General features: G+C 55.7%; 19 protein-coding genes and 2 tRNA genes. 12 read left to right on the plus strand and 9 right to left on the minus strand.

All coding sequences use genetic code 11. The features are described 5' to 3' along the window. Positions 1 to 24: 24 nt before the first annotated feature. Positions 25 to 101 (minus strand) — tRNA-Arg (locus ACQRAP_RS02425). Positions 102 to 304: 203 nt separating this feature from the next. On the opposite strand from ACQRAP_RS02425, the gene aroF reads away from it, so the two are divergent. The 11 genes from aroF to glf all read left to right on the plus strand — a co-directional run bounded on the left by aroF (position 305) and on the right by glf (position 11,750). Continuing rightward, positions 305 to 1,327, plus strand: a complete 1,023-nt coding sequence (gene aroF, locus ACQRAP_RS02430; protein ID WP_427794798.1) for a 3-deoxy-7-phosphoheptulonate synthase — start codon at positions 305 to 307, stop codon at positions 1,325 to 1,327. Positions 1,328 to 1,330: 3 nt separating this feature from the next. Beyond that, complete coding sequence (locus ACQRAP_RS02435; protein WP_427794799.1) at positions 1,331 to 2,245, plus strand: prephenate dehydrogenase; 915 nt, start codon at positions 1,331 to 1,333, stop codon at positions 2,243 to 2,245. A 36-nt stretch (positions 2,246 to 2,281) separates the two neighbouring features. Further along, entirely contained in the window at positions 2,282 to 3,388 is a 1,107-nt protein-coding gene (gene aroB, locus ACQRAP_RS02440) for a 3-dehydroquinate synthase (RefSeq protein WP_427794800.1), read from the plus strand. After that, entirely contained in the window at positions 3,382 to 4,701 is a 1,320-nt protein-coding gene (aroA, locus tag ACQRAP_RS02445; protein WP_427794801.1) for a 3-phosphoshikimate 1-carboxyvinyltransferase, read from the plus strand. Before aroB ends, aroA begins: the two co-directional genes overlap by 7 nt. 1 nt (position 4,702) lies before the next feature. Further along, the gene (gene aroC, locus ACQRAP_RS02450; RefSeq protein WP_427794802.1) at positions 4,703 to 5,800 is read left to right on the plus strand and encodes a chorismate synthase; all 1,098 of its coding nucleotides are present in this window, start codon (positions 4,703 to 4,705) and stop codon (positions 5,798 to 5,800) included. A gap of 169 nt (positions 5,801 to 5,969) precedes the next feature. Further along, positions 5,970 to 7,115 (plus strand): prephenate dehydratase, encoded by a 1,146-nt coding sequence (gene pheA, locus ACQRAP_RS02455; RefSeq protein WP_427794803.1) that lies wholly within the window; start codon positions 5,970 to 5,972, stop codon positions 7,113 to 7,115. Continuing rightward, positions 7,116 to 8,354: a shikimate kinase gene (locus tag ACQRAP_RS02460; RefSeq protein ID WP_427794804.1), complete on the plus strand. Its 1,239-nt coding sequence runs from the start codon at positions 7,116 to 7,118 to the stop codon at positions 8,352 to 8,354. 100 nt (positions 8,355 to 8,454) lie between these two features. Then, on the plus strand, positions 8,455 to 8,892 hold the full coding sequence (gene aroQ / locus ACQRAP_RS02465) for a type II 3-dehydroquinate dehydratase (protein ID WP_427794805.1): 438 nt from the start codon (positions 8,455 to 8,457) through the stop codon (positions 8,890 to 8,892). A gap of 129 nt (positions 8,893 to 9,021) precedes the next feature. Beyond that, positions 9,022 to 9,471 carry a DUF4869 domain-containing protein gene (locus ACQRAP_RS02470; protein WP_427748113.1) on the plus strand — a complete coding sequence of 150 codons (450 nt, stop codon included), beginning with the start codon at positions 9,022 to 9,024 and terminating at the stop codon, positions 9,469 to 9,471. Continuing rightward, positions 9,471 to 10,472, plus strand: coding sequence for a hypothetical protein (locus ACQRAP_RS02475; RefSeq protein WP_427794806.1), 1,002 nt, complete (start codon positions 9,471 to 9,473; stop codon positions 10,470 to 10,472). The genes ACQRAP_RS02470 and ACQRAP_RS02475 overlap by 1 nt, the downstream gene beginning before the upstream one ends. Positions 10,473 to 10,625: 153 nt before the next feature. Further along, a complete protein-coding gene (gene glf / locus ACQRAP_RS02480) occupies positions 10,626 to 11,750 on the plus strand; it encodes a UDP-galactopyranose mutase (protein ID WP_427794807.1) in 1,125 nt (374 codons plus the stop codon). Between the two features lie 152 nt (positions 11,751 to 11,902). On the opposite strand, the gene ACQRAP_RS02485 is transcribed toward glf, so the two are convergent. The 3 genes from ACQRAP_RS02485 to ACQRAP_RS02495 all read right to left on the minus strand — a co-directional run bounded on the left by ACQRAP_RS02485 (position 11,903) and on the right by ACQRAP_RS02495 (position 13,658). Beyond that, positions 11,903 to 11,979: transfer RNA gene (locus ACQRAP_RS02485), tRNA-Arg, on the minus strand. Positions 11,980 to 12,032: 53 nt separating this feature from the next. Next, a complete protein-coding gene (locus ACQRAP_RS02490; protein WP_117776189.1) occupies positions 12,033 to 12,800 on the minus strand; it encodes an ABC transporter ATP-binding protein in 768 nt (255 codons plus the stop codon). Between the two features lie 12 nt (positions 12,801 to 12,812). Continuing rightward, on the minus strand, positions 12,813 to 13,658 hold the full coding sequence (locus ACQRAP_RS02495; protein ID WP_427794808.1) for an ABC transporter permease: 846 nt from the start codon (positions 13,656 to 13,658) through the stop codon (positions 12,813 to 12,815). A gap of 161 nt (positions 13,659 to 13,819) precedes the next feature. On the opposite strand from ACQRAP_RS02495, the gene ACQRAP_RS02500 reads away from it, so the two are divergent. After that, a complete protein-coding gene (locus ACQRAP_RS02500) occupies positions 13,820 to 14,749 on the plus strand; it encodes a glycosyltransferase family 2 protein (protein ID WP_427794809.1) in 930 nt (309 codons plus the stop codon). Positions 14,750 to 14,783: 34 nt separating this feature from the next. Here the strand turns inward: ACQRAP_RS02500 and ACQRAP_RS02505 are convergent, their stop codons facing one another. The 5 genes from ACQRAP_RS02505 to ACQRAP_RS02525 all read right to left on the minus strand — a co-directional run bounded on the left by ACQRAP_RS02505 (position 14,784) and on the right by ACQRAP_RS02525 (position 22,533). Continuing rightward, positions 14,784 to 16,622 (minus strand): glycosyltransferase, encoded by a 1,839-nt coding sequence (locus ACQRAP_RS02505; protein ID WP_427794810.1) that lies wholly within the window; start codon positions 16,620 to 16,622, stop codon positions 14,784 to 14,786. A 145-nt stretch (positions 16,623 to 16,767) separates the two neighbouring features. Further along, entirely contained in the window at positions 16,768 to 17,835 is a 1,068-nt protein-coding gene (locus tag ACQRAP_RS02510; protein ID WP_427794811.1) for an NAD-dependent epimerase/dehydratase family protein, read from the minus strand. Beyond that, the gene (locus ACQRAP_RS02515; protein ID WP_427794812.1) at positions 17,828 to 18,550 is read right to left on the minus strand and encodes an IspD/TarI family cytidylyltransferase; all 723 of its coding nucleotides are present in this window, start codon (positions 18,548 to 18,550) and stop codon (positions 17,828 to 17,830) included. Before ACQRAP_RS02515 ends, ACQRAP_RS02510 begins: the two co-directional genes overlap by 8 nt. Positions 18,551 to 18,662: 112 nt before the next feature. Continuing rightward, complete coding sequence (locus tag ACQRAP_RS02520) at positions 18,663 to 19,754, minus strand: LicD family protein (RefSeq protein WP_427794813.1); 1,092 nt, start codon at positions 19,752 to 19,754, stop codon at positions 18,663 to 18,665. A gap of 46 nt (positions 19,755 to 19,800) precedes the next feature. Then, complete coding sequence (locus ACQRAP_RS02525; protein WP_427794814.1) at positions 19,801 to 22,533, minus strand: glycosyltransferase family 2 protein; 2,733 nt, start codon at positions 22,531 to 22,533, stop codon at positions 19,801 to 19,803. Positions 22,534 to 22,551: the final 18 nt, after the last annotated feature.

Consider the following 22,551-nt stretch of genomic DNA (forward strand, 5'->3'; position numbering starts at 1 on the left):
AGGTTCGGACGGCCTTACGTTCGATGGTGCCCCATGTTGGATTCGAACCAACGGCCTTCTGCTCCGGAGGCAGACGCTCTAATCCCCTGAGCTAATAGGGCCAACGGTTGGCATTATACCCAAGTGCGCCACGAGCTAACAACATAATAGAAAAAGCTCTGCAATTACGTGGGAGACGAAGCGCAACGGCTCACTTTAGGACGCAAAAGTGAAATAATTAGTATAAACTCTCATGCACCATATGATACGGCTCGCACTGCGGGCCGTTTTTGCAAGGGTTATCCATCGAGGTGAGAGGCACACCATGATTGCAATTTTAAAGCGGAGCGCAAGCGATGAGGCCATCGGCCACATCGTCAGCTGGATTGAGAAGAAGGGTCTCAAAACCGACGTGTCGCGCGGCGAGAACGAGACCATCATCGGCCTGGTGGGCGATACGACCAAGATCGACCCGTTCCTGCTCGAGTCCATGGACGTCGTCGAGCGTGTGCAGCGCGTCTCCGAGCCGTTCAAGCGTGCCAACCGCAAGTTTCACCCCGAGGACTCTGTCATCGACTGCGGCCACGGCATCAAGATCGGCGGCGACCAGTTCCAGGTCATCGCCGGACCCTGCTCCGTCGAGGGCGAAAACCTCATTCGCATCGCCCGTCGCGTAAAGGCCGCCGGCGCCACCATGCTGCGTGGCGGTGCCTACAAGCCCCGCACCTCCCCTTACGCCTACCAGGGCATGGGCCCCGCCGGGCTGGACCTGCTATGCGAGGCATCGGCCGAGCTCGACATGCCGATCGTCACCGAAATCATGGACCCGCGCGACGTGCAGGTCTTCTTGGATAAGAAGATTGACGTCATGCAGATCGGCGCCCGCAACGCGCAGAACTTCCCCCTGCTCAAGGAGGTCGGCAAGACCCAGACCCCGATTCTGCTCAAGCGCGGCATGTCCGGCACGATCGACGAGCTGCTCATGGCTGCCGAGTACATCATGAGCGAGGGCAACGACAACGTTATCCTGTGCGAGCGCGGCATTCGCACCTTCGAGACCCGTACCCGTAACACCTTCGACCTCAACGCCGTGCCGGTGCTGCACCACCTGTCGCACCTGCCCGTCGTGGCCGACCCCAGCCACGCCACCGGCTACACCCGCTACGTTGAACCCATGGCGCTCGCCGCGACCGCCTGCGGCGCCAACGGTCTGGAGATCGAGGTCCACGACGAGCCCAGCCGCGCATGGTCCGACGGCGCCCAGGCCCTCACCCCCGACCAGTTCGACGACACCATGCGCCGCATCCGCGCCATCCGCGAGGTTGTCTGCCAAGAGACCATGGAGTAGCCCATGGGTACGGTGAGAAACGCACGCGTTAACCAGGGCGGCCCCAAATGCGCCGGCGTTGTGGGCCTGGGGCTGATCGGCGGCAGCTTTGCCCGCGGCTATGCGCAGGCGGGCGTCCGTGTGCTGGCCTGGGACCCCGACGATGACGTCATGACGGCCGCCAGCATGGGCACCGTCGCCGGCGAGCTCAACGACGAGACGCTCGGCGAGTGCGACATCATCGTGCTGGCCTGTTACCCCGAGGCCTGCATCGAGTGGCTCGAGACGCACGCCCAAGCGCTCGCCGACGCCACCGATACCGAGGCCATCATGGGACCCGTGGTGATTGACACCGTGGGCGTGAAGGGCATCGTGTGCGAGCGTGCCTTCGAACTCGCCCGCGAGTACGGGTTTTACTTTGTGGGCGCGCACCCCATGGCGGGCACCCAGTACTCGGGCTACGCTCACTCCCGTGCCGACCTGTTCCAGGGCGCGCCACTCGTGCTCGTGCCGCCTGCAGTGGACGATGCGCTCAAGCTGGAGCTTTTAGGCCAGGTGCGCGAAATGGTGCGCCCCTTAGGGTTTGGCAAGTTCAGCGTGACCACCGCCGCCGAGCACGACCGCGTGATCGCCTTTACGAGCCAGCTCGCGCACGTCGTCTCAAACGCCTACGTCAAAAGCCCGACCGCCCAGGTCCACCACGGCTTTTCAGCCGGAAGCTACCGCGACCTTACCCGCGTGGCGCACCTCAACCCCCAGATGTGGTCCGAGCTCATGATTGACGACGCCGACGCGCTCGCCTTCGAGATCGATCATCTGATCGAGTCGCTTGGCGCCTACAGCCGTGCGCTCAAGGACCGCGACCAGCGTTATCTTGAGAATCTCCTTGCCGAGGGCGACCGCATCAAGCGCGCGCTCGACGACGAGGCCACCCACTAGACCACCTATCACGCCAGGTCGAAAGGACCAAAGCTTATGGCGATTACCATCGATATCGACACCGCACGCCCCTACCAGGTGCACGTCGGCACGTTTTTGCTGGAGCAGGCGGGCCCGCTCGTGCGCGCCACCGCCGGCGGATCGCGCGCCGTCATTGTGACAGACACCAATGTGGGTCCGCTCTACCAGATGCCCGTTAAGCAGAGCCTGGAGGCTGCGGGCTATACGGTGAGTGTCTGCACCTTCGAGGCCGGCGAGGCCCACAAGCGCGCCGAGACCTACATCAACATCTTGGAGTTTGTGGCCGAGCACGAGCTTTCGCGCTCCGACGTGATCGTGGCGCTCGGCGGCGGCGTCGTGGGCGACGTGGCCGGCTTTGTGGCCGCTACCTACATGCGCGGCTGCAAGTTTGTGCAGATCCCCACGAGCCTGCTCGCTATGGTTGATTCATCGGTGGGCGGCAAGACGGCCATCGACCTAGCTGCCGGCAAAAACCTGGCCGGCGCCTTTTGGCAGCCGAGTGTTGTTATTGCCGACGTGGGGTGTCTCGCCACCCTCACGCCCGAGCAGTTCGCCGACGGTTGCGGAGAGGTCGTCAAACACGCCGTGATCGCCGACCCCGAGCTTTTCACCGAGTTGGAGAAGACCCCGCTCACGCTGGAGCTCCTCAACCGCGACGTGGCCCGCGTGGCGCTCATCATCGCCCGCAATATCGACATTAAACGCGCCGTGGTTGTCGCCGATGAGCGCGAGACCAACCAGCGCAAGCTCCTCAACTTTGGGCACAGTGCCGGACACGCTGTCGAGGCCTGCGAGCACTTTGAGCTGGGACATGGCAACTGCGTGTCGATCGGCATGGGCATCATCACGCGCGCCGCAGCCCTGCACGGCATTTGCGACGCCGAGCTGCCTGGCCGCATCGAGGAGCTCTGCGCACGCCACGGCCTTAAGACCCGCTGCGAGCTTTCGGCCGACGCCGTCTTTGCCGAGGCGCTGCACGACAAAAAACGCGCCGGTGACACCATCGACCTGGTAATTCCGCACGACATTGGCCGCTGCAGCATCGACCGCACGCCGCTTTCCGCCTTTCATGATTTAATTGCCGAGGGCCTCGGCCAGAAGGGAGACGCCTCCGCATGCTAGCCCGCATCACTCCGTCCCCACTCAAGGGCACCGTCCCCGCCATCGCATCCAAGTCGATGGCGCACCGCCTGATCATCTGCGCCGCCCTTGCCAACGGAGAGACGCATGTGACCTGCAACACCACCTGCGCCGATATCGAGGCCACGGTGCGCTGCCTCACGGCGCTCGGCGCCCGCATCGAGACCGTCGAGGATGGCTTCCAAGTCCATCCCACTATGAAGAGTATTGAGTTCGGCCTGCTCAAGGCACTTGCCGGCGGCACGCTCGACTGCGGCGAGAGCGGCTCCACGCTCCGCTTTATGCTGCCCGTCGCCTGCGCGCTGGGAGCAGAGGCCACGTTTGTGGGCCAGGGCCGTCTGGGCGCACGTCCCCTCTCCCCGCTCTCCGACGAGATCATCGCCGCCGGCTGCGACCTGCAGGGCCTGGGCGGCTTTCCGCTCAAGACAAGTGGCCGCATGCGCCCGGGTACTTTTATCCTGCCGGGCAATGTGAGCTCGCAGTATATTTCCGGTCTACTGTTGGCAGCCCCGCTGCTGGCCCAGCCCTCCTGTGTGCAGGTGACCGGCCTTATCGAGAGCCGCCCCTATATCAACCTGACCATCCAGGCCATGAAGGCCTTCGGCGTCGAGGTCAACGTCGAGCGCATCCCCGCCAAAAACGGCAAGCCCGAGGTCACAAACTTCCGCGTAAGCAGCGGCTCGTACCGCACGCCCGGCAACGTGGCTGTCGAGGGCGACTGGTCCAACGCCGCCTTTTGGCTGTGTGCCGGCGCCATCGGCTCCGACCCCATCACCGTCGAGGGTGTGTCGCTGAGCTCCGCCCAGGGTGATCGCAACGTGCTTGCCGCGCTTTCGCGCTTTGGCGCCCGCATCGTGCGCTCCACCAACGCCGCCACCGTGCAGTCCGACAAGCTCGCCGGCTTTGAGATGAGCGCCCACGACATTCCCGACCTGGTGCCCGTTATCTCTGCCGTGGCGTCGTTGGCACAAGGCCGCACGTTCATCCGCGATTGTGCCCGCCTACGCATCAAAGAATCCGACCGTCTTGCCACTACCACCCGCGAGCTCACCGCGCTGGGCGCACAGGTGCGCATTGCCGGCGACGATCTCATCATCAAGGGTGTCGATGCTTTTACCGGCGGCGAGGTCGATTCGCACAACGACCATCGTATCGCCATGATGGCCGCTATCGCTGCGAGCCGTGCTACCGGCGAAGTTGTGATCCACGGTGCCGAGGCCGTCAACAAGTCCTATCCCGATTTCTTCGACCACTACCGCCTGCTGGGCGGCAAGGTCACGCTCGAGGAGGAGTAGCATGTCCTCGACCTTTGGCAACGTTTTGCACTTAAGCATCTTCGGCCAGTCGCACTCCCCCGCCATCGGCTGCTCGCTCGACGGCATTCCGGCAGGTATCGCCGTTGACCAGGAGGCGTTGCAGGCCTTTTTGGACCGTCGCGCCCCCGGTCGCGACGAGACCGCGACCAAGCGCCGCGAGGCCGACGCCGCGCACATCGTTGCCGGCGTGGTCGATGGGCACACCACCGGCGCGCCCATAGCCGCGATTATCGAGAACACCAACACGCGCTCCAAGGACTATTCCGAGCTGCGCCGCAAGCCCCGCCCGGGGCATGCGGACTTTCCGGCGCGTGTGAAGTACCACAACATGCACGATGTCGCCGGCGGCGGGCATTTTTCCGGCCGCCTGACGGCACCCTTGTGCATCGCCGGCGGCATCGCGCTGCAGGCGCTCGAGGCCCGCGGCATCAAGGTGATGGCGCACGTCGCGCAGATCGGCGGTATTTCCGACCTGCCCATGGACGACATGGTCTATCGCGAGGCCGACCGCAAGGCAATCCTTACGAACGACCTACCGTGCATCGACGCGGCAGCCGCCGGCCGTATGCGCGAGGAGATTCTCGCCGCACGCGACGAGCTTGATAGCATCGGTGGCATCGTGGAGTGCGGCATCTACGGCCTTCCCGCGGGCATCGGCGACCCCATGTTCGACGGCATCGAGAACCGCATCGCGCAGATCGCCTTTGGCATTCCCGCCGTAAAGGGCGTGGAGTTTGGTATGGGCTTTGCCGTGGCCGCCATGCGCGGCAGCGAGAACAACGATCCGTATCGCGTTGATGCCGAGACCGGCGAGATTGCGGTCGAGTCCAACAACGCCGGCGGCATCCTGGGCGGCATTTCCACCGGCGCGCCCGTCATGTGGCGGATGGCCGTAAAGCCGACGCCCTCCATCGGTCGCGAGCAGCAGACCGTGGACATGGATGCCATGGAAAATGCCGAACTCTCGGTCCACGGCCGCCACGACCCCTGCATCGTCCCGCGCGCCGTCCCCGTAGCCGAGGCAGCCGCGGCGCTCGCCATCTGGGACGCCCTCCTAGAAGACGCCGCCCAGCTTTAGCCCACCCACCCCGAGGGTAGTTAATTTGGGACGGGGCTTTTTTAGCTACCCCCATATGCCAGTGAGTATTTGCCCCGGCACCCATCGATTCGCCACCAGTCAAAGGGTAGCTAAAAAAGCCCCGTCCCAAATTAACTACCCCAGGCAACGATTCACGAAAGGGGTCTCCATGGACCTTGCCGATATTCGCCAGGCCATCGATGGCATCGACACCAAGCTCCTCAACAGCTTTGTCGAGCGCATGGACATTGCCACCGAGGTCGCCAAATCAAAGATCGAGATGGGCAAGGCCGTCTTCGACCCCGCCCGCGAGCGCTCCAAGCTCAACAACCTCGCCAGCCGAGCACCCGAGCGCTACGAGGCCCAGACCATTACCCTGTTCCGCCTCCTCATGAGCATGAGCAAGGCCGAGCAGCAGCGCTACATCAACGAACTCAAGGGCATCACCGTGTCGCAAAAGGCCCATGCCACGGCAGCAGCATTTGACACACCTTTCCCTCAGACGGCCACCGTCGCCTGCCAGGGCGTGGAAGGCGCCTACAGCCAGATCGCCGCGTGCAAGCTCTTCGACGTGCCCGATATTGCGTTCTTTGAGACCTTTGAGGGCGTCATGCGCGCCATACGCGACGGCTTCTGCGAGTTTGGCGTGCTGCCCATCGAAAACTCAACCGCGGGCTCGGTCAACGCCGTCTACGATCTTCTCGCCCAGTTCGACTTCTATATCGTGCGTTCGCTGCGCCTCAAGATCGATCACAACCTGCTCGTCAAGCCCGGCACCAAGCTCGCCGACGTGCACAAGGTCTACAGCCATGGCCAAGCCATCGCCCAGTGCGCTAGCTTTATTGAGGCCCACAGCCTGCACGCCACCAAGTACCCCAACACTGCTATGTCGGCCGAGATGGTCGCCAACTCCGAGCGCACCGATGTCGCCGCCATCGCCTCGCGCAGCTGCGCCGCGCTCTACGGTCTGGAGGTGCTGGAGCCCAACATCCAGGACTCGGACAATAACTACACGCGCTTTGTCGTCATCAGCCGCGAGCCGCGCGTCTATCCCGGTGCCAACCGCACCTCGCTCATGATCACCACGGCCAATGAGCCGGGTGCCCTCTACCGCGTACTCGAGCGCTTCTACGCGCTCAACATCAACCTCATCAAGCTCGAAAGCCGCCCCATCCCCGGGCACGACTTTGAGTTTATGTTCTACTTTGACCTGGACTGCCCCTTTGGCAGCAAGGCCCTCGACGACTTGCTCGATTCCATCGACGACGTGTGCGAGAGTTTCACCTACTTTGGCAGCTACACGGAGGTGCTTTAGATGACCGATACCGCCGCAACCCGTCCCTACGGCGTGCTGGGCCGCGTGCTGGGCCACAGCTACACCCCGACCATCTACAAAGAGCTCGCGGGGCTCGAGTACGTGCGCTTTGAGCGCGAGCCCGAGGACCTCGCGGCCTTTATGACGGGCGACGAGTGGGAAGGCACCAACGTGACCATCCCCTACAAGCGCGCCGTCATGGAATACCTGGACGAACTGAGCCCCCTGGCCAAGCGCATGGGCAACGTCAACACCATCACGCGCCTACCCGACGGCCGCCTGCGCGGCGACAACACAGACTACTTTGGTTTTCAGTGCCTGGTCGAGGAGCTGGGCGTTGAGGTTGCCGGAAAGAAGGTCCTCGTGCTCGGCGCCACCGGTGGTGCCGGCACCACGGCCAGTATGGTGCTCGGCGACCTGGGCGCGGTCGTTGTGCCTGTCGGCCGCACGAGCGAGGTCAACTACGATAACATCGCACAGCAGTCCGACGCGGCGCTGCTCGTCAACTGCACGCCCGCCGGCATGTTCCCTCACTGCCCCGACGCGCCCTGCACGCTCGAAGGGCTCGATGCGCTCGAGGGTGTCATCGACATTGTCTACAATCCCGCCCGCACGGGACTCATGCTCGAGGCCGAGCGCCGCGGCATCCCCTGCATCGGCGGCCTGCTGATGCTCGTGGCCCAAGCGGCACAGGCTGTTGAGCGCTACACCGGTCAGATTACACCGCGCGAGCGCATCCTGGACGTAACGGAGCACTTGTCTCGCCGCGAGCAGAACATCGCGCTCATCGGCATGCCGGGTTCGGGCAAGACCCGCGTAGGCGAGCAGATCGCTCAGCTCACGGGTCGCGAGCACATCGACTTGGACCGCGCGCTCGAGGAGCGCCTCGGCATGCCCTGCGCCGACTTTATCGTCGAACGTGGCGAGGCGGCATTCCGCGAGCAGGAGACGGCGGCGCTGTCCGACATCTCCAAGCGCAGCGGCCTGGTGCTCTCCACCGGCGGCGGCGTGGTCACGCGCGACGAGAACTACCCGCTGCTGCACCAAAACAGCCAGATCGTGATGCTCAACCGCAAGCTCGAGGAGCTCGCCCACAAGGGCCGCCCCATCACCGCCCGCGACGGCATCGATAAGCTCGCCGAGCAGCGCATGCCGCGCTACCGCGCCTGGGCCGACTACATCATCGACTCACGCGACTGCGCCGCCAACACCGCCCGCGCCCTCCTCGACACCCTCTAAAACCTGCCAAAAAGGGACAGGTTTATTTTGGCAGGTTTTATCTGGGCAAACGCCGCAGACAGCAAGCCCCGCCACCAACCAGACCGCAAAGGAAGCAACCATGAAAGCACTCGTCATCAACGGCCCCAACCTCAACATGCTCGGCATTCGCGAGCCGGGCATCTACGGCAGCGACAACTACGACCGCCTGGTCCAGATCTGCCAGGAGGCAGGCGCCGCACAAGGTTTTGACGAGGTCGAGGTCTTCCAGTCCAACCACGAGGGCAGCATCGTCGACAAGATCCAGGAGGCCTACGGCGAGGTCGACGGCATCGTCATCAACCCAGCTGCCTACACGCATACGAGCGTAGCGATCCTCGATGCCCTCAAGGCCGTCGCCATCCCCGCCGTTGAGGTCCACATCAGCGCCGTCGAGACGCGCGAGGACTTCCGCCAGGTGAGCTACGCCCGCCTGGCCTGCTTCGCCACCATCACCGGCGAGGGCCTGCAGGGGTATGCCCACGCGCTGGAGCTGCTGAGGAAGCGTCTCGAAAAGTAACCTCGCGAGCAAATCCATCAACACGACTACGCGCTAATAATGCCAGCGCCGGCAGCAGCGACCTCGCTGCTGCCGGCATTTTATTACTGGCATATAATCGTTGCAGTCACACTACGTCTGGAGACCCACATGCTGAGCATTCACCTGGGGGATTACCCCGGTTCCATCTACGATACCGAAACCTATTTTAGGAATTCATACTTGGACTCATGGTTCGAAGACCCCATGGCCGCACAGATTATTAAACGCGTGGACGGATCAGAGCTCATCGGTCCCCACAACATCGTAAGCAAGCAGCTGGGCTCAATCACTCCACTCGAACTGTCCGGCGGCGTTAAGACGCTGCTGCTGGTGCGCAATCTCCCAAATATGGTGTTTAACGCATCCACCTGCGGAGACAACTGTGCCCGCTGGCTACTCAAGATCGGCAAAGAACAGGATGTGCTGGTGACCCTTTACCACATCATGAAATTCCCCTGGAAGAACTTTGAAATCCGCATTGAAAACGATGGCCGCATCGTCAGGAACATGCAGGAGTTTGTCGGTGCCACGAATGACTTTTTGGATGTTGATGAGTAATGAGGGGAACGCACACCGTTGTCGTAGAGCGTGCAAAGGTCAAATACACGCTCACGTTTAAACGAAATATTTCCTTCATACGCGGCAACAGCGGCACGGGCAAAACGACGCTCATCTCGATGATTCGCGACTACAACGACCGAGGACCGGAAAGCGGCGTTGCACTCAGCTGCGACGTACCTTGCGAAACGCTTTCTGGCAGACGCTGGGAGCGCGAGCTGTCGATCATCGAAGATTCAATCGTCTTTCTAGATGAGGGTAACGAGTTTATCTACTCAAAGGACTTCGCCAAAGCCGTCAACGGCTCGTCCAACTATTTTGTTCTGATATCTCGTCGCGACGCCAACGAGCTCCCCTACAGCGTCGACGAGATCCTAAAACTGGTCAACACCACAAGCAAGACGATCAATGGCCGGAAGAGCGACAGGCGCTTCTACTCGGTGACCAAGCCGCTATATGACCACACGGCAAGTATGCTGTATCAGGACCTTAACGTAGGTTTCGACAATCCCGATGCCGTAATTGTCGAGGATAGCAAGTCTGGTTATCAATTCTACAGCGCCCTTTGCAACCGACTGGGAATCCCCTGCTACACCGCTACCGGCGTAGCAAACCTAAAACGAACGATTCACGAATGCCCAGAGCAAAACGTTCTTGCCATTGGAGACGGCGCAGCGTTTGGCCCCTACATCGAAAAGGTGCTGGGACAGCGCGTTTACAAGAACGTTCGCTTGTTCCTCCCGGAATCATTTGAGTGGACACTTCTGCGATCTGGCCTCATCCCCAGCAACGACATTCCAAAGGTCCTTGAGGACCCCTCGAGCTATATCGAAAGCCGCAAGTACCTAAGTTGGGAGCGATTCTTCACCGACGTATTGATCAAGTACTCGGCAGACACTCGCTACGCCTACAGAAAAGCAAAGCTCAATGAGCAGTACCTGAGGCCGCAGGCAATGGATGCAGTCGGAAGCGTCTTGCCCGAGTGTCTAAGGGCAGAATAGCGGGCTCTTAAGATCATTTGGAAACCAGGCTACGCACACGCGTTGGAGCTGCTGGGGAAACGTCTGCTACACTAACCCCAGGGACGAACACATCAGGTACGTTTGTCCCCAAACAAAAGCAACTGTCCAATTGACATACAAAGGAGCATATCCATGTCCCAGTACGATTACCTTGTCGTCGGTGCCGGCCTTTCGGGTGCCGTCTTTGCCAATGCCGCGAAGCGCGCCGGCAAGTCGGTCCTGGTCATCGACCGCCGCGACCACATCGCCGGCAACATCTACACCGAGGACGTCGAGGGCATCCAGGTCCACCGCTACGGCGCGCATATCTTCCACACCTCCATGAAGGACGTCTGGGACTACGTCAACCGCTTCGCCGAGTTCAACAACTACGTCAACTCGCCGGTCGCCAACTTCCACGGCAACATGTACAACATGCCCTTTAACATGAACACCTTCGCCAAGATGTGGCCGGGCGTCGTCACGCCGGCCGATGCCAAGGCCAAGATCGCCGAGCAGGTGGCTGCCGAGAACATCGGCGAGCCGCAGAACCTTGAGGAGCAGGCGCTGTCGCTCGTCGGCCGCGACATCTTCGAGACGCTCGTGAAGGGCTACACCGAGAAGCAGTGGGGCCGTGATTGCCGCGACCTGCCCGCGAGCATCATCAAGCGCCTCCCCTGCCGCTTTACCTACGACAACAACTACTTCAACGACCGCTACCAGGGCATCCCCATGGGCGGCTACACCAAGATGGTCGCCAACATGCTCGAGGGCGTCGAGGTGCGTTGCGGCGTGGAGTACAAGGAGCTGATCGCCGCCGAGCCCGATATCGCCGCTAAGACGATCTACTGCGGCCCCATCGACGCGTTCTACGACTTTAAGCTGGGCACGCTCGAGTACCGCAGCCTGCGCTTTGAGACCGAGACGCTCGACGAGCAGGACCACCAGGGCGTGGCCGTGGTCAACTACACCGAGCGCGAGATTCCCTACACGCGCATCATCGAGCACAAGCACTTCGAGTTCGGCACGCAGGACAAGACCGTCATCACGCGCGAGTACCCGGCCGACTGGAAACCCGGTGACGAGCCCTACTACCCCATCAACGACGCCAAGAACGAGGCCCTCTACAAGCAGTACGAGGAGCTGGCAGCGCAGGAGGGCGACGTGATCTTTGCCGGTCGTCTGGGCGGCTACAAGTACTACGACATGGACAAGGCCATCGCCGCCGCCTTCGAGCTCGTCCGCAACGAGCTGGGCGTGGAGCCGACTGAGGCGTAGGAGCGCAGCAGCCAAAGGCTGATAGCCATTCTGGGATGTAGAAAGTCCGGTGCAGCATCGCTGCATCGGACTTATTGTTGAGGGAGCACTGCACGCGCACGCGTCTCAAAAAGCAAAGACCCGGCATTATTACCGGGTCTCTAAAACTCATATGGTGCTCCATGGCGGATTCGAACCGTCGACCTTGGGATTAGAAGTCCCCTGCTCTATCCAACTGAGCTAATGGAGCATAAAGCCGCGCGTCCAAGCGGGTACAAGTGCACGCGACTAATAAATTATAACCTACTTGAACTGGTCGTGGTACGCCTTGCAGACCTCGTCCACGGGGCCATCCATGCGTAGATCGCCTTTCTCGATCCATACGGCACGCTGACAAATACGCTCAACCTGCTCCATGGAGTGAGAAACGAATAAGACCGTGACGTCGCCGCTCTCAATAAAGTGCTGAATACGACGCTCACACTTCTGCTGGAAAAAGACGTCGCCAACAGAAAGCGTCTCATCGACGATGAGGATATCGGGCTCGGTAATCGTAGCGATAGCAAAGGCAATGCGTGCGACCATACCCGAAGAGAAGTTCTTCAAGGGCATGTCAACGAAGTCTTTAAGCTCAGCGAACTCGATGATCTCGTCAAAACTAGCGTCGATAAACTCCTTGGTATAGCCAAGCAGCGCACCGTTCAGATAGATATTCTCACGCGCGGTAAGTTCCGGGTCAAAGCCGGCACCAAGCTCAATCAGCGGTGCAATATTGCCGTGAACCTTAACCTCGCCTTCGCTGGGCTCCAAAACGCCAGCGATAATCTTGAGCATCGTAGACTTGCCGGAACCGTTAGTACCAACAAGGCCAACGACCTCGCCGCGATGCACATCAAACGAAATGTGCTTAAGCGCACGGAACTCCTCAAAGAACAGCTCGTGCTTGGCGAGCTTAATAAAGTACTCCTTGAGGTTTGTAAGCGACTCGGACGCCATGTTAAAGATCATGGTGACGTCTTTGACCTCAACAGCAAGGGGCTGCTTGCTGTAATCAATAGCAGATTCAGTCATGAACAGCACTCCTTAGATGTAGAGAATAAACTTGTGCTCGGTCTTATGAAACACGGTGTAGCCAATAGCAAGAGCAATAACAGCCCAAACAACACACAGCCCAAAGGTAAGCGCAGAGGGCATGGTGTTAAACAGGAAAATATCGCGCATAAACTGAAGGTAGTTGTACATGGGATTGACAACCACGAGCACCTGAATCCAATGTGCCATCTGGCTAATGAAGTCGGTCGTCCAGAAAATCGGCGTCAGATACATCCAGGCCGTGATAACAACGGTCCACAGGTGCATAACATCGCGGAAAAAAACCGCCAGCGCAGACAGCATCATGCCCAAGCCCATGCAGAAACACATAAGCAGGAGCAAGCAAACCGGCAGCAGAATTAAATGCCAGGTGGGAAGCACGTGGAACCAAAGCATAACCAAGGCGACAGCAACCAAAGAGAAGGCGAAGTTAACGAGCGAGAACAGCACCTTCTGCACCGGAAAGACCCAACGGTGCACCTTGACCTTCTTAAGCAGCGAGGAAGCCCAAATGATGGACATAAGCGCTTGGTTCGTCGATTCGGACATGACAGAGAACGTCACGTTACCGACAATCAAGTAAAGCGGATACATTTCGGGCGTAATAGAACCATTGCGACCTTGCGCGAAGATTGTCGAGAACACAATCGACATAACAACCATCATCAACAGCGGATTGAGGACGGACCATGCCACGCCCAAAACGCTGCGACGATATTTGATTTTAAAATCTTTGGTGACAAGCTGCTTAAGAATGAACTTGTCCTTTTCAAAATCATTTTTAGCGTGAGAGGCCGGTTTAGCCACCGCTTTCTGACTCTCTACGTTGTCAGCCACGGACCATCTCCTTGTCTCGTAAAACATAACAGTGGAAAGTATAGCCCTCCCACGATGACGATAACCCACCGCAACAAATCTGGAGAACTAACCCATATCTAATCAAAGCGACGGGCGATAGGTATACTTTCGACCAGATGAGTCATTAAAGGAGGTCCTACATGGACTATTCGAATACCGCCGTCATAATCCCCTGTTACAACGAAGCGCTGACGATTGGCAAAGTTGTCGACGATTTTCATCGAGAGCTGCCCGGCGCAGTTGTCTATGTTTACGACAACAACTCGTCCGACGACACTTCGCAAATAGCCAATCAGCACGGGGCCACGGTGCGCCACGAGCCCAGGCAGGGCAAAGGCAACGTGTGCCGCCAAATGTTCCGCGATATCGATGCCGAATGCTACTTGATGGTCGACGGCGACGATACCTACCCTGCTGAGGCCGCCAAGCCACTCTGTGAGCCCATCCTTAACGGCGAAGCGGATATGACCGTTGGCGATCGCCTGTCAAACGGCACCTATGCCGAAGAGAATAAACGAGCCTTTCACGGATTTGGCAACAACCTTGTTCGCGCTATGATTAAGTGGATTTACGGCTACAGCTTTGACGACGTGATGACCGGCTACCGAGCCATGAGCAAGCCTTTCGTCAAGACCTTCCCCGTCTTGAGTGAGGGCTTCCAGATCGAAACCGAGCTCTCCATCCACGCCGTCGATCACCGCTGGCGCATTAAAGACGTGCCGGTGGAGTATCGCGATCGCCCTGCTGGCTCCGAATCCAAACTCAACACGGTCAGCGACGGCATCAAGGTCATCGCAATGATCGGGACGCTCTTTAAAGACTATCGTCCGCTCAAGTTCTTTAGTCTTATTGCACTCGTTTTCGCCATCATCGGTCTTGCCCTGGGATTACCAATTGTTGCGGAGTACTTCCAAACCGGCTTAGTCCCCCGCTTCCCCACAGCCATGCTCGCAGCCTCATTCATGTTTCTGTGCGGCCTGAGCTTGGCAACGGGACTCATTCTCGACTCGGTTGCGAAGGTCGAAAGAAAGCAATGGGAGCTACAAGCCTATAAAACCTATTCAAAATAAGAAGAGGTCCGGACTTAATCCGGACCTCTTCTTATTAAAGTCCCAAGTACTTTTCCCAGAACTCTCGCGAAGTCATATACGGCATGGCATCTTTCCATGCCCCTCTGACGCTCTTGCCTTCTTTACGATAGCGCGTCATCAGTTCGTGTTCTCGACGGCGAATACTCTTGAACCGTGCTCGATCCATCGTGCGGACCGACCCCTTCTCACGAGTCGGATCAAGAAAGATAAGCGTCTTGCAACGCATCGAGTTGCCCTCAAGCGTACAGCTACCGTTCTTAACCACATAGCCAGGTTTGCCACGCAACAGGACATCGGGGAGATAATGCTTGTCGTAAGGAATGGATCTCCAGATCTTCATAAACCTCGATGGATGGAATTCCAGATTAGCATTAGCGAGTACTTGCTCCGTAACCCCTGCATTACGAAGAAGCTCTGGGTCCATTTCGGAAACAGGAGTCAGTTTTTCGTTTAACTTACCCTTGCCGGCCATCGTTGCGGCACCATCAAGCTTCTGGAGATACTCAGGGCCGCGCAGATAGTCCTCAAAGCCATCAAGAATAAACTCGGCAGCCTGATAGTCCATATCGCGCAAGTTCTGACGTACCCCTCGCTGAATACGAAGGACAAACATCTTCTCGTCAGCACAATCATCGAGAGCAATCATGGCAAAGAAGTTGCGAAAGTACTGGTAGCAATCAACCGAAGCGCGGAAACGCCCCTCAAAACTTGCATGCCACACGCAAATGCAATTCATGGTCATATAGACAGGCTTATTGCGCATGCCAAACTCAACGTCGTCACAGCGGATAAAGAAAGGCATGGGAAGGCCGTTCTTTTCAATAGCTTTCACAGGGATGCAGCTATACCACCAAGCTCCGTAAGCCTGGTCAACCTCGACGTTTGTGCGCTCGTTTTCGAGGATGGCAGTCAACTTACCGACATTCAAATCTTCCTTCACGCGACGATAGGCACCAGAAGGGGTCACAAATGAGACATCTTCGAACTGGCGGCTTGGATCTTCCATCGAAAGCATGGCACCATTAATGAAGGCATCCTTGTATTTACCCTTTGCAAGAGAGAGCAGGTTGAACGTGCGAATCAAACTCTCGGGCATGATGGAGACATCATCATCCATCAAAATGATATGGGTGAACTGACCGGGAGTTTCGGTAGCCGCCATCATTCCACGCGCGAATCCTCCCGAACCGCCCGTATTGGGATTCGGGAGCACAGTGACCAATTCATCGGAAAGCGATACAGAATCAAGCGTCTGCCCATTGTCGACAACGAACATATGGAAGTGGTCGCGGATTGGACCGTCCTCTTTGAAAATGCCCTCCTTAACAAGTTCGATGTTGGGAAGAATGTACTGCTCATTCTTAAATGTGGTAGTAGAAAGAGCAAGATTAATCGAGTTAATTGAGCCCTCAGAAACATCGGTCAGATAAGAAGCGCTCAAAAGGTCAACGGAATAGTTCGCATCGCTCTCAACCCTAAAACCGATTAAATCGTAGCCGATCGTATCGATATCAATGTCAAGCACGCGAGGATCAACCTGATCACCCTCAAAAGAGGTCGATTTTAAATCGATAGGATCCAGTTCACCAGATCTCACTCCATGAACGACAACCCGGCCGCAGCCAAATAAAGCCATATGCAAGACAACGCCGTCTACAGACGCATACCGATGCCACTTGTTGGCAGATAGGCCATTTACATAGGTCAGAAAGTCGACGCTTCCGTTGATATGGAGTGAATGAATGTCATCGTTATACGAGACATCACCAGAAAGCACGCGATAGTAAAGCTCGGGATGCATGGCCGCGTGTCTATCGACCCGCAAGATTATGTTAGCAAGTTTAAAGTTCATACGTTCTTCCTGTTTCTAAGATGACCCTATGGGCAGCATACGAACCCTGGGGCTTCAGGACCACGGTCGGGCTAAAGCAGTCTAACGCGCATAGCAGCATTTTGATTTAGGCTACAGGCTCGCTACGAGCCAATCCCTAAAGCAACTAAACCGACGTCGCCCAACCCATCTTGCGCATCTGCTGCACAGTCGACCGCATACCATCTGCAATAGTATAACGAGCCCTCCAGCCAAGACTTTGAGCCTTTGAACCGTTCATAAGAGCTAATGTAGCCACCGAGTAACCAGCCGCCTCTTGAGCATCGGGCAAATCAAAGACAACGCTCACGCCTCCGACGCCGGCAACAAGTCCGGCAAGATCCTTTAATGAAATATCGGACCCTGTATCGGCAAGATTGTATGCCTCGCCATCTATACCAAGCAACATCACGTGCAGTAAACCGGACACAGCATCCGCAACATGTAAATACGAAAACCTTTGCGTCCCATCGCTTTTGAGGACAACGTCTTCACCGTCAAGCGATCGTCGAATAAACTGCGATAGAGCCTTAGAGTCATCGTTCAAAAGCGTCGGTCCGTAAATGCGCGCAATACGTGCAATTACCGCCTCGACATCCCTCTGAGAGCGGTAGGCCTGGCACATTGCCTCGCCCAGGCGCTTAGATTCGTTGTAGCACGCTCGCAATGTATTGCAGTCAATGTTTCCACAATATCGTTCGTCAAAGCGCTCAACATCACCACGGTTCTGACCGTAAATCTCCACAGACGAAGCAAAGAGTAATCTTGCGCCATTGTCGGCGGAGAATTCGAGCAGATTCTGCAGCCCATCGACGTTCGCTCGAATTGTGCCAATTGGATCGGTTGAATACTGCCGTGGATGCGTGGAGCTTGCCAAGTGTAAGACGTAATCTGCAGAAATGGCGGGGCGATAGCCAGGCGCCACAATAGAGGCCTCTTCAAATGAAAAGAAAGACGCACCAAAGTATGGGAGCCTCAAGCGAGCCTTCTCAGCGCTTCTGCCCAATGCGACAACGCTGCAACCCAATCCGTCCGTCTTATTCTTTCGCATCAAAACATCGATGAAAAACGCACCAATCATTCCGGTCGCACCGGAGACAACAACCGTCTTCTCCTTAAGGTCATTCCAAGGAAGATCGAGATTGCACACGGCATCAAGATCGGCAACGTATTCAGTGCAGGCCAATCTATTCATCACGAGCTTCTTTCTCCGCAGCCCATGCGCGAAAGAATTCAAGATTCTCGGGCGTAGTGAGCTTAATATTTCTGTCAGAACCAGCGGCGAAGTTAAGCTTAACGCCCAGCTGGACCATCATCGTGTTCGTGTAGTTAGACCCGTCAATTCCCACGCCTTTCTCGAACGCCTCATGATACTTGGAGTCAAGGAGATCGAAACGGTATGCCTGCGGGGTTGAAACACGACGGAGCGTTTCACGCGGAATATACTGTGTGGTGGTGGTTGGGTCCTCCTCATCAATGATAAAAATCTGCTCGTTATAAGGCATACTTGTCACGGCATTCCCGTGACTCTGCGCCACACGAATGACGTCAGTAATAACCTCGGGATCGAGCATCGGCCGCACACCGTCGTGCACGATGCAAATATCATCCTCAGAGAGTTTACCCTCGAGATTGTACACGCCGTTACGAATAGACTCTTGACCCGAAGTTCCGCCTTTAACGATCCACTTTAACTTATCAATCTTGTATTGTTTCGCATACGCGACAAGAACCTGTTCCCAGCCATCCAGGCAAACTACCTCAATCGAATCCACAAGCGGATGGTTCTGAAAGGCCTCGAGAGTATAAACAATGACAGGCTTCTCCCCCACATTAATAAACTGCTTAGGAATCTTCTGCCCCATACGCGAGCCAACTCCACCAGCGATAACGATTGCGCAAATCGCCATGATTTACTCTACTTTCTCTCGAGTAGGCGCCTACCTCAAAAAGGGTCGTTCCAGGACATACAGGATCGAACCGAGGGGTTTTTTATGTAATCAATATAAGGATGCACATTTATTAATAAAGAAGCCGGCGAAGCGCGCTATCGGTAGCGCTATCAGCAACATCGGTATGCTTAAAATGGGAAGCAATATCATTTGGAAGGCTAAAAGGGTCGCCATAATGCTTCGTTAGCAATTCTATGTACTTACAGGGCGCCTTGATTTGCATTCCCTCAAACTCGAGGTCGATAAGAGGGAATATTTCGTCTAGCGGCGAAACCCAATGGAAATTGTCAACACCAACGGTGTTGTCGATCGACCAGACAACTGCCTTTGCATCGCGCCTATCACACACAAGACCAACTGTCTTTTCCTCATTTATCGCATTCGAAAATAAAGAATCGACAATGTCCATATTGGGATCAGTGGCAGGAACGCACGACTTATCGATCCAAGACGAAAGACAAGAGTCATTGCGCATGCGTTCGACCATTGCCTCACGAATTTGAAGTTGTTGGTCGTAGATCTCAACATTGTCGGTTGACGCCCAGTCAAAAATAAAAATGTCCAAGAATACGGGGATAGATTCGTCCGCGTATTGGAATCTCACCTGACGGCACTGGACAAATCCATCAAAAGCAACTGAGACACGGAATCGGTCGTGAGATTGGACCAGGCCTATCAAACGCTCAATATCCTCACGCAGCATTCCAAGATCGATGTCATCATCCCAGGGAATAAAACCACTATGGCGCGCCGCTCCAAGCAGGGTCCCACAGGTAGCGAAATACGGGATGTCATTATCCCTGCACAGGGAGTCAAAGTCGGCCAGCAACTTAGCCGATCCAAGCTGAAGCAGCCTCAAGCTGCCCGTGGCAGCAGGGAGCGATGTAAAGAAGCGCTTTTTGGCATCAATCAGTGCCTCCCCCTCCTTGCGATATTCTTCCCATGCAAAGAGCATGGCCTTTTCATCATGAGATTTAAGATCGTCCCTCAGTGCTTTGACTTCATTTAGAAGCTGAACGCTTACATCCCAATGCAGCTCATCGTGAATACTGCGTGCCTCAGAAGCCCATAGCATGTTTGTCTTAATATCTTCAACGTCCTTCGAAAGCAATGCGAAGCGCGATAAAGAAACAGGCAGGAGTTTCTTAACAAAATTCTTCATGTCTAAAACAACCTCATTACCAATTAGCAATCGGAAGTAGAGTTAATTAAGCGCGTCCAGTCAATTTATAAATAAGACGTTGAGCAGAGACATACGCCTTGGACTCAGCAATTCTGCGAGCAAGTCTCTCGACAGCAACCGCTCGCTTCTTTCGATCGCCGTATAAAGGCAGCAGATAATAATAAGGCTCATCATATGCAGAGCACTCCTTTAACAGCCTATGGTTGATGGAGGCCTGAATAGTAACGAGCTGTTCGTAAACTCCAGGATCCTTAATCTGTTTTAAGATGGCGTCTGAGTAGTCGCGGTTAAATCGATTGACAATTGTCACGTATAGCTCGCGCATTTTCAGCCTATCGGCAACAGCAAGATTGTGCCCCATGCCCCAAAGCATGTCTCTGACTCTAGCAACGGTCCATTCAGTTTCTTTGTAGCCGACCCTATAGTGATACACGTCAACCGGAACGACCTTACAGCAGCCTGCCTTCTCCACTGCACGCAAGAAAAAGACGGGGTCTTCATACCAATTCAGTTGAGGGAAACGAACCTTACCGTCGACAAACAGGGACGAGTCGTACATAAAACGAATCCAACCGTAGTCAGTCCAAATCTGCTCGAGAGGCACTTCGCGCTCGTAAGAAACATGATAGAAAGACTCATCAAATGAAAACTCAGACTTAATCTTTCCGGACGGCTTTATCAATGAAAGAGAGCCACCACAGATGAGAGCTCCCGACTTATCCATCGCATCGATCAAATCGGAAAACACATGGTCAGTGGCAAATATATCATCGGGATCAATGAAAATAAGGTGCTTGCCGCTAGCCAGCTCAATACCTCTATTTCGGGCAGAACCAGCGCCACAATTAAACTGACTCCAGACACGAACACGCGAGTCACGAGATGCGACCTCTTCCAGCAGGTCCAAAGAGCCATCAGTTGAGCCGTCGTTAATAAGCAATACTTCAAAATCTTTAAAAGACTGCTGGATCACAGAATCCAGGCACTCTTCGAGATACTTACTAACATTGTAAACGGGGACGACTACGGACAAGAAAGGCGAATCATCCGAGCAGGCATGAGGAGTAAACAGCGCATCAACACTTGCCATGGAATAATATTGTTCGCGCAAACGGCAAGCCTGGTCCCAATCGAGAGCCGAATACCCCTTGCGGACCGAAGACCACACGGAGAGGAGCTGTCCGTAAAGTAGTCGTACCTTTTCATAGGGCTCAGACATGTCAAACAAACAGCTTGCCATTTCTTTTGCATCATCTATGGCAATGCCAAAAGCCCCATCCTCGAGAGAACAAGAGGAACAAAGCAAAGACGCCCAATTATCCGGGAGCCGCTTAATTTGATTTAGATCCAGTTTCGAAATTGCACGAAGTGCAGCCGTCACAAGCGTAGAAGAATCCTCGACCCGCAGCTCAACGTCTCGAAGGGCATAGTTCTTACCATCAGTCGAATAAACATCTTCGCCATCAGCGGTAGCAGCAAGATCGTCAAAATTGGCGTCTCTCGCAGCAAGGGCAACAATAGAAATGTTCTCAGCACGGCACGCGTCCGCATCACAATGGCCCAAAAGGCGATGCTGAAGAACGTCAGCGTCGCTGCGAAGTCTGCCCATTCCTTCAAATTCATTTTTAAGCTCAAATACAAGGGAGTCAGAATCAGGCGAAACAACAAATACCTCGTCATCATTTGATAATACATCCAGCAAAGCCCGCACGGATGATTTTGCATCCGCAATAGAAAGAGCATTGCAACAGACTAAGACCGAGCGCCTGGGTTCACTAGGACCATACTGTTCGAGGAAATATGTCTCCGGCTCGTCGAGCATTTTATTCAAGCGAGCTAAAGTGCGCGATTCGAATCGATCTGAATCAATCAATCCCGCTTGCCTTATCTTGCTAAACTCCTCAACGTATCTCGGATAAAAACGCTGCTGCAGTTCGGGCGCAAGTCGATTTAGATTCCACAGATAGCCTTCGTATTGCTGGCGAGGAATCCAATGCTTTAAAGTTTGGAACTTATCGAGGTCTCGTTTGGCATAATCCCAAACCTCAGCGTACTCATCACACACGCAAAAGAGTTTATTCTGATTCTTTACAGAAGAGTTGGCGTTATCGATGCGGTAATGGAGATAACCATCTTTAAGCAGCTTGACTCTGTCTGCTGCATAAAATGCCTTGAAATAGAAAGCCGTATCCTGGAACGAAGCCCCTGGCGTAGGCAGGAAACGCACTTCATCCTTATCAATCATCGATTTTTTATAAATGCTTGTCCAAATTGCAGGCTGGCACATAAAGACGCGCGGATTATCGATCGGATGAAAAACCTTGTCGTACGACCCGCAGGCAGCAAGATTTTCGACCAGATAATCGCACGACGAGTCCTCTCCCGTACGATGGGCATAGTAATTTGAACGGACGACGTCGAGATCATTTTTAGTCGCTTCTTTATAAAGCGTTTCGAACATATTGAGGGAGGCAAAGTCATCGGACTCAACGATCCCGATATACTCGCCACGAGCAAGGTCAATGCCTTTGTTCATCGAATCGCCGTACCCACTATTGGGCTTATCAATTACAACGATACGCTCATCCCGTCGCTCGTATTCGCGAATAATCGGAAGAGAATTATCCGTTGATCCATCGTTAATGCAAATAATCTCGATATCCCTAAGGGACTGATTAACGAGACTATCGAGACACTCTCGAAGATAGCGCTCAACGTTGCAGATAGGAACCAGAATGGAAACTTTAGGGTTAATCATATTAATCCCGTCATAACT

Origin of the sequence: Collinsella sp. SGI.180, from assembly GCF_050313455.1 — a bacterium.
In the GTDB taxonomy this organism is placed as follows: Bacteria; Actinomycetota; Coriobacteriia; order Coriobacteriales; family Coriobacteriaceae; genus Collinsella.

Excerpts from the sequence above, each read along its gene's own strand:
- glf (WP_427794807.1), top strand. The coding sequence starts at position 10,626 with ATGTCCCAGTACGATTACCTTGTCGTCGGTGCCGGCCTTTCGGGTGCC.
- ACQRAP_RS02435 (WP_427794799.1), top strand. The coding sequence starts at position 1,331 with ATGGGTACGGTGAGAAACGCACGCGTTAACCAGGGCGGCCCCAAATGC.
- pheA (WP_427794803.1), top strand. The coding sequence starts at position 5,970 with ATGGACCTTGCCGATATTCGCCAGGCCATCGATGGCATCGACACCAAG.
- ACQRAP_RS02525 (WP_427794814.1), bottom strand. The coding sequence starts at position 22,533 with ATGATTAACCCTAAAGTTTCCATTCTGGTTCCTATCTGCAACGTTGAG.
- ACQRAP_RS02520 (WP_427794813.1), bottom strand. The coding sequence starts at position 19,754 with ATGAAGAATTTTGTTAAGAAACTCCTGCCTGTTTCTTTATCGCGCTTC.
- ACQRAP_RS02505 (WP_427794810.1), bottom strand. The coding sequence starts at position 16,622 with ATGAACTTTAAACTTGCTAACATAATCTTGCGGGTCGATAGACACGCG.
- aroQ (WP_427794805.1), top strand. The coding sequence starts at position 8,455 with ATGAAAGCACTCGTCATCAACGGCCCCAACCTCAACATGCTCGGCATT.
- ACQRAP_RS02475 (WP_427794806.1), top strand. The coding sequence starts at position 9,471 with ATGAGGGGAACGCACACCGTTGTCGTAGAGCGTGCAAAGGTCAAATAC.
- ACQRAP_RS02515 (WP_427794812.1), bottom strand. The coding sequence starts at position 18,550 with ATGGCGATTTGCGCAATCGTTATCGCTGGTGGAGTTGGCTCGCGTATG.
- aroF (WP_427794798.1), top strand. The coding sequence starts at position 305 with ATGATTGCAATTTTAAAGCGGAGCGCAAGCGATGAGGCCATCGGCCAC.
- aroA (WP_427794801.1), top strand. The coding sequence starts at position 3,382 with ATGCTAGCCCGCATCACTCCGTCCCCACTCAAGGGCACCGTCCCCGCC.
- ACQRAP_RS02470 (WP_427748113.1), top strand. The coding sequence starts at position 9,022 with ATGCTGAGCATTCACCTGGGGGATTACCCCGGTTCCATCTACGATACC.
- ACQRAP_RS02460 (WP_427794804.1), top strand. The coding sequence starts at position 7,116 with ATGACCGATACCGCCGCAACCCGTCCCTACGGCGTGCTGGGCCGCGTG.
- aroB (WP_427794800.1), top strand. The coding sequence starts at position 2,282 with ATGGCGATTACCATCGATATCGACACCGCACGCCCCTACCAGGTGCAC.
- ACQRAP_RS02490 (WP_117776189.1), bottom strand. The coding sequence starts at position 12,800 with ATGACTGAATCTGCTATTGATTACAGCAAGCAGCCCCTTGCTGTTGAG.
- ACQRAP_RS02500 (WP_427794809.1), top strand. The coding sequence starts at position 13,820 with ATGGACTATTCGAATACCGCCGTCATAATCCCCTGTTACAACGAAGCG.
- ACQRAP_RS02510 (WP_427794811.1), bottom strand. The coding sequence starts at position 17,835 with ATGAATAGATTGGCCTGCACTGAATACGTTGCCGATCTTGATGCCGTG.
- aroC (WP_427794802.1), top strand. The coding sequence starts at position 4,703 with ATGTCCTCGACCTTTGGCAACGTTTTGCACTTAAGCATCTTCGGCCAG.